Annotated in this window: 8 protein-coding genes and 1 pseudogene (1 of these 9 running past the window's edge); 5 read left to right on the top strand and 4 right to left on the bottom strand. The window is 66.2% G+C overall.

The features are described from left to right. The 3 genes and pseudogenes from B3547_RS19560 to B3547_RS19550 all read right to left on the bottom strand — a co-directional run. A pseudogene (locus B3547_RS19560) lies at positions 1 to 476 on the bottom strand (N-acyl-D-amino-acid deacylase family protein); it reaches 1157 nt to the left of the window's first position. Between the two features lie 156 nt (positions 477 to 632). Further along, on the bottom strand, positions 633 to 1928 hold the full coding sequence (locus B3547_RS19555) for an FAD-dependent oxidoreductase (RefSeq protein WP_292966153.1): 1296 nt from the start codon (positions 1926 to 1928) through the stop codon (positions 633 to 635). Between the two features lie 76 nt (positions 1929 to 2004). Further along, entirely contained in the window at positions 2005 to 2817 is an 813-nt protein-coding gene (locus B3547_RS19550; protein ID WP_292966150.1) for an alpha/beta fold hydrolase, read from the bottom strand. Between the two features lie 183 nt (positions 2818 to 3000). Here B3547_RS19550 and B3547_RS19545 point away from each other — a divergent pair, with 183 nt between their 5' ends. Continuing rightward, the gene (locus B3547_RS19545; RefSeq protein ID WP_125955843.1) at positions 3001 to 5655 is read left to right on the top strand and encodes an EAL domain-containing protein; all 2655 of its coding nucleotides are present in this window, start codon (positions 3001 to 3003) and stop codon (positions 5653 to 5655) included. Between the two features lie 44 nt (positions 5656 to 5699). Next, complete coding sequence (gene lepA / locus B3547_RS19540) at positions 5700 to 7517, top strand: translation elongation factor 4 (RefSeq protein WP_124807310.1); 1818 nt, start codon at positions 5700 to 5702, stop codon at positions 7515 to 7517. A 28-nt stretch (positions 7518 to 7545) separates the two neighbouring features. On the opposite strand, the gene B3547_RS19535 is transcribed toward lepA, so the two are convergent. Then, positions 7546 to 9579, bottom strand: a complete 2034-nt coding sequence (locus tag B3547_RS19535) for a TonB-dependent receptor (RefSeq protein WP_292966143.1) — start codon at positions 9577 to 9579, stop codon at positions 7546 to 7548. A gap of 240 nt (positions 9580 to 9819) precedes the next feature. Here B3547_RS19535 and B3547_RS19530 point away from each other — a divergent pair, with 240 nt between their 5' ends. The 3 genes from B3547_RS19530 to B3547_RS19520 are packed head-to-tail and all read left to right on the top strand — an operon-like array spanning position 9820 to position 12516. Beyond that, positions 9820 to 10467 carry an FABP family protein gene (locus B3547_RS19530; protein ID WP_124807312.1) on the top strand — a complete coding sequence of 216 codons (648 nt, stop codon included), beginning with the start codon at positions 9820 to 9822 and terminating at the stop codon, positions 10465 to 10467. A gap of 41 nt (positions 10468 to 10508) precedes the next feature. Further along, the gene (locus B3547_RS19525; RefSeq protein ID WP_292966140.1) at positions 10509 to 11627 is read left to right on the top strand and encodes an NAD(P)-dependent alcohol dehydrogenase; all 1119 of its coding nucleotides are present in this window, start codon (positions 10509 to 10511) and stop codon (positions 11625 to 11627) included. Between the two features lie 10 nt (positions 11628 to 11637). Next, positions 11638 to 12516 carry a LysR family transcriptional regulator gene (locus B3547_RS19520; protein ID WP_124807314.1) on the top strand — a complete coding sequence of 293 codons (879 nt, stop codon included), beginning with the start codon at positions 11638 to 11640 and terminating at the stop codon, positions 12514 to 12516. Positions 12517 to 12561: the final 45 nt, after the last annotated feature.

Below are 12561 nucleotides of genomic sequence, written 5' to 3'. Positions count from 1 at the left end.
GCGCGCACCGCGCCGTGCGGAACGTGGGTGGCAACGTCCACGCTGCGCGGCAGGCGCTCCAGCGCGTCGAGATATTCGGGGAAGGTTTCCCAGTCCCACTTCATGCCTTCGGCCAGCGCGGTGCCGGGGATGTCCTCCACGCCTTCCATCAGGCCGATCAGCCAGTCGTGCCGGTCGGGTGCTGCCGGCGCGAAGCCCACGCCACAGTTGCCCATGACCACGGTGGTCACGCCATGCCAGGACGAGGGCGCCATTTCCGCGTCCCACGTCGCCTGACCGTCATAATGCGTGTGGATGTCGACCCAGCCGGGCGCGACCACGCGGCCGCTGGCGTCGATTTCCTCGGCGGCATCGCCATGCACGGTGCCGACGGCGGCGATCAGCCCGTCGCGCACGGCGACATCGCCCTTGAAGCGCGGACGGCCCGTGCCATCGACGATCGTGCCGTTGCGAATGATGAGATCGTATTGGGGCATGCGCTTGCTCCTCTCCCCGCGCGGCCGCGTGTAGTCAGGAGCGGGCCGTCGCGTTTAACCGTGTGATTAACGCACGTCTGCACGCAGTGGTCAATCCGTTGCGTGCAGCAACTGATCGGAAGGACACGCGGCTTCGCCGCATCGCGGAGCGGTGCGTCAGCCTCGCGCGCGGATCATGTCCGCCACATCCACGAACTTCTCGCGCGGGGCACCGCTGCGCGCGCGCGCCGATTCGGCTTCCTCGATGCGTTTCCAGTCGCGGAACGTCACCACATCGAGCTTGCGCGTTTCGGCCAGCGCGTCGAATCCGGCGCGCCCCGCCTTGCCCGCACCTTCACCTATGTCTGCGGCGATCTGTTCGATGATCGCGAATCCGTCCGGACGGTTGGTACCTATCGTGCCGGAAGGCCCGCGTCTGGCCCAGCCGACGCAATAGAGGCCGGGCAGGATACGCCCCTCGTCGTTGGCGAAGCGGCCCGCCCGTTCGTCGAAGGGAACGCCCGGAACGGGCACGGTGCGATAGCCGATGCAACTGACCACCAAGCTGGCCGGCAGCTCGTAAAACGCGCCGGTGCCGACCGCGCGGCCGTCTTCGATGCGCGTCCGTTCGACCTCGATCGCCTCCACCTTGCCATTGCCGAGCAGGGCGCGAGGTGCGGCGAAGAAATCGAATTCGATGGCGATGTCCGCGCCAGCAGCGCTGTTGTGCGCAAAGGCGCGCAGGTGGTTGACGGATTTGCGCAGGCCCGGCTCCAGCAGGGCATCCTCGGCCTCGTCCGGCAGGTCTTGCGAATCTACCACGGGCGTGCCGCGCGAAAGATGGCCCAGTTCGCCCAGTTCCTTGGGAGTCATCATGATCTGGTGCGGGCCGCGCCGGCCCAGGATGACGATCCGCCGCAGCTTCGAAACATCGAGCGCGTCGAGCGCGTGCGCCACGATGTCGCTCCCGGCGAATTCGTCGCGCGTCTTGGACAGGATGCGTGCCACGTCGAGCGCCACGTTGCCCATCCCGATCACCACGGCGGTCTCGCCCGAAAGATCGGGCGCGAGCGAGGTGAATTCGGGGTGGCCGTTATACCACCCGACGAAAGCCGCGCTGCCGAAGACATTGCCCAGCCGATCGCCGGGCAGGTCGAGCGGCCGGTCACGCGGGGCGCCGGTGGCGAGGACCACCGCGTCGTAGAAGCCGCCCAGCTCCTCGATGCTCACGTCCTGGCCGATGGTGACGTTCCCCACGAAGCGCACGTTGTCCGACAGCGCGGTCTGTTCATAGCGGCGCGAGACGCCCTTGATCGACTGGTGATCGGGCGCAACGCCGGTGCGGATCAGGCCGAACGGAACGGGCAGGCGGTCGAATATGTCGACCTTTACATCTTCGCCCCACTGCTTGAGCGCGGCTTCGGCGGTGTAGTATCCGGCGGGACCGGAACCGATAATGGCGATGTGCCGCATTCATTCTCCCGCGCTTGTCCTGCTCGTTTTGCGGGATGCTAGCGCGCGACGGGGAAAAGGGAAGCGGCGTGTGCGGTCAGCCCTTGCGGGCGGCGGCGTCCAGAAACGTGCGCACGCGATTCCCGAAGGAGACCGGATCCGACAGCATGAACAGGTGCCCGCCGCCGCGAAACATTTCGAGCTGGCTGCCGGGAATGGCATTGTGGAGGAAGTGCGAATTGGCGGGCGGGATCAACTGATCGTCCTCGTCCGCCATGATCAGCGTGGGCGGGGAGATCAGCGGCAGGAAGGGAACGCTGCTCCACGCGCCGAACGCGGTCATCTGGCAGGCCCAGCCCAGCGGGGAGGGCGCCTTGGCGGCGTTCAGGGACACGCTGCCGCGCCCGCCGCCGTTGTAGAGCGAGGCCAGGTTGCGGCGCAGCGCCCGTTCCACCGTATATTCCATCGGATCGACGAGGTGGCTGAACATCGAACCGTTGGCAGGCACCATCGTCGCGCCGCCCGATGCGGTGGCGGCCAGGATCAGGCCACCGGTCTTGGCGCGGTGCTGGAACGCGAACTGCTGCGCCACCGCGCCGCCCCAGCTGATGCCGGCAATGTCGGCACGGTCGATCCGCAGCCGATCGAGCAGCGTCGCCAGGGTCAGCGCCATGCAGGGGATGGTATAGGGGAAGACGGGATCGGGCGACTTGCCGATGCCCGGCATGTCGATGCTGATGATCCGGCGATCGTTCAGTTCCCGCGCCACCGGCTCCAGCAGTTCGATGTTCATGCCGATGCCGTTCAGCAAGACCAGCGGTCGCCGCCCTGTGGCTTCGCGATGCCATTGCCCCATGCGAAGCCGCCGTCCGGCCACGCCGATCATCGAAAATTCCGCTGTACCCGACACGAACCGAAACCCTGCCTCCGCAAACCGGCGCCGGATTAGCATGCCGGGACCGCACGAGAAAGGGCGGACCGAAGCCGTTTCCGAGGCGCGCCGCTTAACCGTTTCTCAAAGCAAATCGGGCAATCGGGGCCAATGCCCGATCTTGAAAGTTCCCGCTTGCAGATAGCTTCTCAAACCGAGGAGATGCCGCCCGTTGGCGTGCGCGATTTCGCGCGAACGCATCGCCGTCGGGACCGGACGAGTCCGGTGCAGGATGGCACCGCGATGTCGAACTTCCTGTTCGGGGTGGGGCGCGAGAACAACCTGATCGCCAAGGAATGGCCGCAGATGGGCATTGCCATGCTCGGCGGCATGGTGGCGCTCACGGGGCTTAACATGGTGGTTCCGCCTCTGGTGCCGACGGTTCTGGCCGGCATCGCCACCGTGGTGGCGTTCTGTTCGGTATACGCGGTGCGGCTGGAACAGACCAAGCGGCTTTCCACCGGCCAGCGGATGAGCCTGATGGGTCTGGTCATCGGTCTGCCGATGATGCTCTATGGCTCCGCCATCGGCCTGCTGGCGATGGCCGGGTTGATGCCGTGGCTGCAATGCCTGGCCGTGCTGGTCACAATTTCGCTGCTGGCGAGCGTGACCGAATCCGGGCGGCTTGCAGGCGTGCTTGTCGCGCAGATCGCGATGTGGTCCGGCGTCACGTGCGTGGCCAGCCGTATTGGCGGCTTCACCACGCTGGCGATCGGCACGGTCATCACGGTCATCGCCTTCCTGCGCCAGCGCCAGATCGAACGGCTCGCGCAGGAGCAGGCCGAAGAGGCGCAGCGCGTGCAGGCCCGCGCGCAGGAGCTCCTCGCCGAATACGAAGAGACCGGGCAGGGCTGGTTCTGGGAAACCGACCGGCGCGGGCAACTGACCTATCTGTCCGCGACCGTGGCCGAAACCGTCGGCCGCAAGACGGAAGACCTTGTCGGCAAGCCTTTCACCGACCTGTTCGACTTGTCCGAACAGTCCGGCGACGGCGAGCGCACGCTCACCTTCCATCTTTCGGCGCGCTCCAGCTTTAGCGAACTGGCGGTGCGCGCGGTGTGCCGCGACGACGAGCGCTGGTGGTCCATCACGGGCCGGCCGACCTATGACACCTTCAACAACTTCCAGGGTTTTCGCGGTTCGGGCGCGGATCTGACCGAAAAGCGCCGGTCGCAGGAACATGCCTCGCGCCTGGCGCATTTCGATTCGCTTACGGGGCTGTCCAACCGCTTCCGCATCTCGCAGACGCTGGAGAAGATTCTCAACGCGCCGCAGGAGCAGCATCGGGAGTGCAGCGTGTTCCTGCTGGATCTCGACCGCTTCAAGCAGGTCAACGATACCATGGGGCACCCCGCCGGCGATGCGCTGCTCAAGCAGGTGGCGCAGCGGCTGGAGAGCACGGTGGGTGCGATGGGGCGCGTTGGCCGCCTCGGCGGCGACGAGTTCCAGGTCATCTTCCCCGGCAAGATCGATCGTGACGAATTGGGGCATCTCGCCGCGCGGGTGATCGAGGCGCTTTCCCAGCCCTATTCGCTGGAAGGCAGCCGGGTCACGATCGGCGCGTCGATCGGCATCGCGCTGGCGCCCGGCGACGGCGTGACCAGCGAGGCGCTGATCCGCAACGCCGACCTTGCGCTTTATGCGGCGAAGGACGGCGGGCGCGGCCGCTATCATTTCTATGCGGCCGACCTGCACAGCGACGCCGAGGAGCGTCGCAAGATGGAGAACGATCTGCGCGACGCCGTGGCGAACGGCGGGCTCGAACTCTATTACCAGCCGGTCGTGCAGACGGCGACCGAGAAGATCACCGGATTCGAGGCGCTGCTGCGCTGGAACCATCCGCAGCACGGGTTCGTTTCGCCGGCCAAGTTCATCCCGATCGCCGAGGATACCGGGATGATCGCCGCAATCGGCGAATGGGCGCTGCGCACGGCATGCAAGGATCTGGCGCGCTGGCCCGCGAACGTGCGCGTGGCGGTCAACGTTTCGGCGTTGCAGTTCGCCAATCCGGCTCTGCCGTCCATCGTCACGCAGGCGCTGGCCCACGCGCAGGTCGATCCGCAGCGGCTGGAACTGGAAATCACCGAAAGCGTGTTCATCAACGATGACGAGGGCACCGAACAGATGTTCCGCGCGCTGAAGGCGATCGGCGTGCGCATGGCGCTGGACGATTTCGGCACCGGCTATTCCTCGCTCGGCTATCTTAAGAAGGCCCCGTTCGACAAGATCAAGATCGACCAGAGCTTCGTGCGCGGCGCAACGCAGCCAGGCAGCATCAACGGCGCCATCATCGCCTCGATCGTCAGCCTGGCCGAAGCGCTGGGGATGGAAACCACGGCGGAAGGCGTCGAGACGTTCGACGAGCTGGACCTCGTGCGCGAACTCGGGTGCAGCCATGTGCAGGGTTATATCTACGAACGGCCGCTGTCCGCGCTGGACGCCGCGGCGCGGCTGTCGACCGGCCTGATCGCGGTGGCGCACGGCCCCCGTTCCGCCCGCGCGCCGCGCCAGGCCATGCTGCGCAAGGTGGTGCTGGAACATGGCGGCCACCGCTACAACGGCACGGTTCGCAACATTTCGCAATCGGGCGCGCTGATCGAAGGGCTGTGGAACGTGCCGCCCGAGACGAGCTTCCGGTTCTATCTGTCGGAAACCTATGCCGTCACCGCGATCTGCAAATGGAGCGAGGGAGAGCGCATGGGCGTGGAGTTCGCAGAACCGCTGCACCTTGACGAAAACGGGCGGATCGCGGCGGTGGCGGTGAAGGCGGTACCGGCCGTGCAGACCGAGCCGGCGGGCCTGCGCAAGGTGGGATGACGAAGGTGGCTGACTTGTGCGCCCGCCGCTGCTAACGGCGGCGCATGACCGAGCTTGCACTGATCCGTAACTTCTCGATTATCGCCCATATCGACCATGGCAAATCGACGTTGGCCGACCGCCTGATCCAGTTCACGGGCGGCCTGACCGACCGCGAGATGAGCGCGCAGGTGCTCGATAACATGGATATCGAGAAAGAGCGCGGGATCACCATCAAGGCCCAGACCGTCCGCCTGAACTACAAGGCCAAGGACGGGCTGACCTACGAACTGAACCTGATGGACACACCCGGCCACGTCGACTTCGCCTACGAGGTCAGCCGCAGCCTGGCCGCCTGCGAAGGCGCGCTGCTGGTGGTGGACGCGGCGCAGGGCGTGGAAGCGCAGACGCTCGCCAACGTCTATCAGTCGATCGAGCACGACCACGAGATCGTGCCCGTCATCAACAAGATCGACCTGCCCGCCGCCGAGCCGGAAAAGGTCAAGGCTGAGATCGAGGAAGTGATCGGTCTCGACGCGAGCCAGGCGGTGCTCACCAGCGCCAAGAGCGGCATCGGCATCGAGGACGTGCTCGACGCCGTGGTCGCCCGCATCCCCCCGCCCAAGGGCGACCGAACCCGTCCGCTCAAGGCGATGCTGGTCGACAGCTGGTACGACCCATACCTCGGCGTCGTCATCCTGGTGCGCGTGGTCGACGGGGTGATCAAGAAGGGCCTGCAGGTCAAGTTCATGCAGGGCGGCACTGAGCACCTGATCGACCGTGTCGGCTGCTTCACGCCCAAGCGCGAGGAACTGCCCGAACTGGGGCCGGGCGAGATCGGCTTCATTACCGCGCAGATCAAGGAAGTCGAAACCGCCAAGGTCGGCGACACCATCACGACGGTGAAGGCAGGCGCCACCGAGGCCCTGCCGGGCTACAAGGAAGTGCAGCCGGTGGTGTTCTGCGGCCTGTTCCCGGTCGACGCCGCCGACTTCGACAAGCTGCGCGAAAGCATCGCCAAGCTGCGCCTCAACGACGCCAGCTTCAGCTTCGAGATGGAAAGCAGCGCGGCGCTGGGCTTCGGCTTCCGCTGCGGGTTCCTGGGGTTGCTTCACCTGGAAATCATCCAGGAGCGCCTGAGCCGCGAATACGACCTCGACCTCATCACCACCAGCCCGTCGGTGGTCTATCGCATCCAGTTGCGCGCGAGCAAGACCGACGACGCGCGTGAGATCCTGCTGCATAATCCCGCCGATTATCCCGATCCGAACCGGATCGAGCAGATCGACGAGCCGTGGATCAAGGCAACGATCTACACCCCCGACGAATACCTCGGATCGATCCTGAAGCTGTGCCAGGACCGGCGCGGCATCCAGACGGGCCTCACCTACGTCGGCGGGCGCGCGCAAGTGAATTACGAGCTGCCGCTGAACGAGGTGGTGTTCGACTTCTACGACCGGCTGAAGTCGATCAGCCGCGGCTATGCCAGCTTCGACTACGAACAGATCGGACTGCGCGAGGGCGATCTCGTCAAGATGAGCATCCTCGTCAACAACGAGCCGGTCGACGCGCTGAGCATGATCGTGCACCGCGCGGTGGCCGAGGAGCGCGGGCGCGGCATGTGCGAGCGCCTGAAGGACCTGATCCCGCGCCATCTGTTCAAGATTCCGATCCAGGCTGCGATCGGCGGCAAGGTCATCGCGCGCGAGACGATTGCCGCGCTGCGCAAGGACGTCACCGCCAAGTGCTATGGCGGCGACATCACCCGCAAGAAGAAGCTTCTGGAAAAGCAGAAGAAGGGCAAGGCCCGGATGCGCGAATACGGCAACGTGCAGATTCCGCAGGAAGCCTTCATCGCCGCGCTGCGCATGGGCGAGGAATAGCAGTCCAGCGGACCCGACGGCGGTTCTGTCAGAACGCGAAACGGATCGAGGCGCGCACCTGGCGTGGCTCGACCGGGTGGATGTGCCGGTCTTCGACGCCGCCGGCGGGTTCACCCTGCAGCCGCGAGGCATAGAAATAGGTGATGTCGGCGTCCTTGGCGTCGAACAGGTTGATCACGTCCAGCCCCAGCTTGATCCGGCCGCGCGCGTAATAGGCGCCCAGGTTGACCAGCGTGGTCGGATCGGAGCGCACACTATCGTCTTCGATCAGCGGCGCCGCACCGAAATGGCGCAACCGCAGCGAGGCGCTCAAACCCTTGCCGAAATCCACTGCCGCGCCGGCTGAAATGACGTTGCTGACCGCGTTGGGAATGAACGTGGCGCCGGGCGCGACGCCATGGAACCGTGCGCGCGTTGCGGCGGCCGAAGCATCGAGCGTCAGCCAGTCGGTCGGCCGCCAGAACAGGCTGCCTTCCACGCCGTAGCGGCGGGTGGCGTCGTTCGGCTCGGTCGTGCCGCCATCGCCCACGAACACCAGCTCGGAGCCGAGGCTCAGCCAGAAGCCGACGAGCGAGGCGGTGAAGCGCGCGGTTTCCACGCGCGCGCCCAGTTCCGCGCCGCGCGCCTTGACCAGCACCTGCACCCGCTCCGCCGGATCGCCGGTGGCCGGATCGACGCGGATCGACGCGCCGCGCACGTCGTTGGAATGGAAACTCTCGCCATAGTTGGCGTAGAATTCGAGATGGTCCGCCGCGCGCCAGGCCAGCGCCACCTTGGGGCTGAACAGCGCGTCCGATCCCTTGCCCGAATTGACCGGCAGCGTGCGGGCATCGACGTCGTAGCCATAGACATCGCCCCGCAGCCCCAGCGTCAGGCGCAGCCGGCCGGTCAGCGCAGCGGTGCCTTCGGCATAGAGCGCGCCGGAATATTCATCGACCTTGTCCTGCCGCACGGTGCCGCTGCGCGTGCCGGCAATCGAGCTGTAGAGGCCGATCGTGCCAATATGGTCCCAGCGGGCATCGCCGCCCACCGCGAACGTTACTGGCACGCTGCCGACCGTGGCGGGCGCGAAATCGTGCCGTACCGAACCGCCGAACACGCCCCGCCGGTCGGCTTGCTGGAATTCGTCTCCGTTGACCGGATCATTCAGAAAATAGGTGAAGTTCGAGGTCAGGCGGAAATCGTAATAGAGCGCATAGGCGTTGAGCTTGGTGCCGCCCAGCGTGGCGTTGGCGGTCAGCCCCAGCCGCGTGGTGCGGCCGCCCAGCGCTGGATCGATATTGCCCCAGCGGCTGATCAGCCCGCTGGCGATGGCGCGTTCGGGCACCTGATCGGTGGCGTTCCAGGTGGCGTGATAGCCGGTGAAGGAGAGGCTCCAGCCATGATTCGTCGTGCCCTGCGAAAGCTTGACCAGCCCGTTCACTTTCCGGAGATCCTCGTTGAGATCCCACGGTCCGTTGGAGCGGGTGCCGTCGATCGCCACCAGCAGATCGCCATTGCCCACGCCCGCGCTGCCGGCGGCGAGCGCGCGGTAATAGCCATACATGCCCACGGTCGCTTCGGCGATGGGACGGGCAAGGCGGCTGGCGGTGGTGAACTGCACGGTGCCGGCGGCCGAAAAATCGCCCACGTCGGCAAAATAGGGGCCTTTGCGGTAATCGATCCGTTCGACCAGTTCGGGGATCAGGAAGTTGAGATCGAGATAGCCTTGCCCATGGCCATGCGTGCGCATGTTGACCGGCACGCCATCGACGAAGCCGGCGAAATCGGTGCCGTGGTCCAGGTTGAAGCCGCGCAGGAAATACTGGTTGGCCTTGCCCGTGCCCGAATGCTGCGTGGCGATCACACCGGGCACGTTTTCGACCAGTTCGCCCACCCGGCTCAGCGGCTTGTTCTCGAAATCCTGGTAGCCCACCACGCCCTGCGATCCGGAGATCGCGGTGCCGATCTGGGGCAGGGCACGGCCATAGACGACGATGTCGTCGCCGGGCGGGGGCGCTTCCTCGGCGGCAAGCGCGGCGTGCGTGCACGCAAGGCACAAGACCGCTGCAATAGCGGCCATGGTCGTTTCGGGCACACCGTTTTGCCCGGCTCGCATTGCTTTGCCCACTGTCCGCTCATTCCGCCCCATTGTATGCAGAACTTAAAAATACTTCATACTATCGGGTGTTACAACCATTATGCGTTTCTTCCACTTCTCGCCACGATCCCGCAATTTCGCGCTGTTCGTGCCGTGGTTCGGCGCTAGGATAAATGCCGCACCGCACAGCACCACGCGGACCGTGACCGAAAGAGGAGACGCATGGCCATTCCCGATGACATCTTTACCGAACCCGAGGACGTCGATCCTGACGCGCTGGCCAATCTGGGTCCGTTGCGCCATCTGGCCGGCATCTGGGAAGGGCGCGGTGGCATCGACATCGCGCCGAAGGCCGATGGTCCAGAACGGCGCGCCTATTACGAGCGGATCGAGATGCAGCCGATCGATCCGCAGGCCAATGGCCCCCAGCTGCTCTACGGGCTGCGCTATCACCAGCACATCAACACCGTGGAGGAGGACATCACCTTCCACGACCAGGTGGGGTTCTGGCTGTGGGAGCCGGCGACCGGCCTGATCATGCAGACGCTGGCCATCCCGCGCGGGCAGATCGCCATGGCTTCGGGCCACGCCGGAAAGGACGATACGCACCTTTCGCTCTCCGCGGAACGGGGCAGAACCGACTATGGCATCTGTTCGACGACCTTTCTGGAAGAGGCGTTCCGCACCGATCGTTACCAGATCGACGTGACCTTCAACGCCGACGGATCATGGAGCTACATCAGCGACACCACGCTGGTGGTACGCGGCAAGGAGCCGTTCGCGCACCGCGACCGCAACAAGCTGGTCAAGGTGGGCGAGGCCGATCTCAACCCGTGGCTGAGCATCATCCGGGGTGGCGCAAAGCCATGACAGGCGAAGCCGGATAAGCGGAAACGGATAACGGAGGGGATATGACCGTATCGGCGAAAGTAGCCGTCTGCCGGGGCAAGGACGCCCCGTTCACGATTGAGGACGCCACGCTGGACGCGCTGCGGCCTGACGAACTGCGCGTGCGGATCGTGGCCTGCGGCGTGTGCCACACCGATCTGGCGGTGCGCGACGGGCAACTGCCCGTGCCGCTGCCGATCGTGCTGGGCCACGAAGGGGCCGGGATCGTCGAGGCCATTGGCAGCGCGGTCACCGCCGCGAAACCGGGCGACCGCGTGCTGATGAGCTTCAACAGCTGCGGCGATTACCCCAGTTGCGCGGTCGAGGCGCCGACCTATTGCTACAACTTCTTCCCACACAACTGGTCCGGAACGCGGGCGGACGGTTCGGCCACGCTGTTTCGCGACGGCGAGCCGTTGAACGGCAATTTCTTCGGCCAGTCGAGCTTTGCCACCCATGCCATCGCGCACCAGCGCAACGTGGTGGTCGTGCCCGAAAGCGCCGCTGCGATCCCGCTGGAAAGGCTGGCCCCGCTGGGGTGCGGTCTGATGACCGGGGCGGGCGCCGTGCTGCGCAGCATGAAGGTGCGCGCCGACATGCCGATCGCGGTGTTCGGCACCGGCACGGTCGGCATCGCCGCGATCATGGCGGCGCGCATTGCCGGGGCCAATCCGATCTTCGCGGTCGACATCAACGACGATCGCCTGGCGCTGGCCCGCGAACTGGGCGCGACGCACACGGTGAATGCGCGCGACGATGTGGCCGCCGCGATCCGCGCGGCCTGCCCGGCCGGGCTTGGCTATGCCCTCGATACGACCGGCATCGCCCGGGTGATCGAAGGAGCGTTCGATCTGTTGGCGCCCAAGGGCAAGCTGGCGATGGTCGGCGCGTCCGGACCCGAAGCCACGCTCGCCTTCAACGAAACGGCGTTCATGGGGCAGGGGCGCACCGTGATGGGCGTGCTGGGCGGTGACAGCGACATCGGTCCGTTCCTGCACGAACTGATCGATTTGCACGTTGCCGGCCGTTTTCCGTTCGAGCGCCTGATCGGCTATTTCGATTTCGACGCCATCGACGCGGCGGTGCACGCCAGCGAGACCGGCAGCGTGGTCAAGCCGGTGCTGCGCATCACGCCCGAATAGCGGCCGCTGCATGACGCTCGAACAGTTGCGCATTTTCGTCGCCGTTGCCGAAACGCTGAACATGCGCGCGGCGGCGGAGCGCCTGCATCTGACGCAGCCCGCGGTCAGCGCCGCCATCGCCGCGCTGGAGGAACGCCACGCCACACGCCTGTTCGATCGCGTGGGGCGCGGGCTGGAACTGAACGACGCGGGCCGCGCCTTCCTGCCCGAAGCGCGCGCAGTGCTGGCACAGGCGGCCGATGCGCTGGGCGTGCTGGACGATCTGGCCGGGCTGAAGCGGGGCGATCTGCGCATCGCCGCCAGCCAGACGGTCGCGACGTACTGGTTGCCCTGCCGCATGGCCACCTTTGCCGCCGCACACCCCGGCGTCACGCTGCATCTCGAAGTCGGCAACACCGCGCAGGCGGTGGCGGCGCTGCTGGCGGGCGCGGCCGATCTCGGCTTCGTCGAGGGCGGGGTGGACGAAGATATTCTTGCCGTCGAGCGGATCGGTGGGGACCGCCTCGCGCTCTATGCAGCGCCTGCACACCCGCTCGCCGGCCGCCCGCTCGCGCGCGAGGACATCGCGACCGCGTGCTGGGTGCTGCGCGAGCAGGGATCGGGCACGCGCAACCACCTGGAGCACAGCCTGCACGCGCGGTTCGGCCTGACGCTGGCCGATCTCGACGTGCGGCTGGAGCTTCCTTCCAACGGCGCGGTGCTGGAAGCGCTGGGCGCGGGCGGATTGGTAACGGCAGTATCCGATCTGGCCGCCGGGCCACGCGTGGCCGCGGGCCTTGTCCGCGAACTCGATTGCGCGCTGGTCGAGCGCGATTTCCTGCTGCTGCGGCATCGCGCACGGCGCGTCAGCCGCGCGGCACAAGCATTCCTCGATACGGCACGGAATTGATCCGTTGGCAAAACGCCGGGTGCCTGCGGCTTGAAATACGCGGTT

The sequence above is a fragment of the Novosphingobium sp. UBA1939 genome (assembly GCF_002336885.1).
In the GTDB taxonomy this organism is placed as follows: Bacteria; Pseudomonadota; Alphaproteobacteria; order Sphingomonadales; family Sphingomonadaceae; genus Novosphingobium.
The sequence above is the reverse complement of the archived record's forward strand: the minus strand, read 5'-3'. Positions and strand labels throughout refer to the sequence as shown.

What these genes read in the sequence shown, in the direction of transcription:
- B3547_RS19555 (WP_292966153.1), bottom strand. Translation starts at nt 1,928, where the DNA reads ATGCGGCACATCGCCATTATCGGTTCCGGTCCCGCCGGATACTACACC.
- B3547_RS19545 (WP_125955843.1), top strand. Translation starts at nt 3,001, where the DNA reads ATGCCGCCCGTTGGCGTGCGCGATTTCGCGCGAACGCATCGCCGTCGG.
- lepA (WP_124807310.1), top strand. Translation starts at nt 5,700, where the DNA reads ATGACCGAGCTTGCACTGATCCGTAACTTCTCGATTATCGCCCATATC.
- B3547_RS19535 (WP_292966143.1), bottom strand. Translation starts at nt 9,579, where the DNA reads ATGGCCGCTATTGCAGCGGTCTTGTGCCTTGCGTGCACGCACGCCGCG.
- B3547_RS19530 (WP_124807312.1), top strand. Translation starts at nt 9,820, where the DNA reads ATGGCCATTCCCGATGACATCTTTACCGAACCCGAGGACGTCGATCCT.
- B3547_RS19525 (WP_292966140.1), top strand. Translation starts at nt 10,509, where the DNA reads ATGACCGTATCGGCGAAAGTAGCCGTCTGCCGGGGCAAGGACGCCCCG.
- B3547_RS19520 (WP_124807314.1), top strand. Translation starts at nt 11,638, where the DNA reads ATGACGCTCGAACAGTTGCGCATTTTCGTCGCCGTTGCCGAAACGCTG.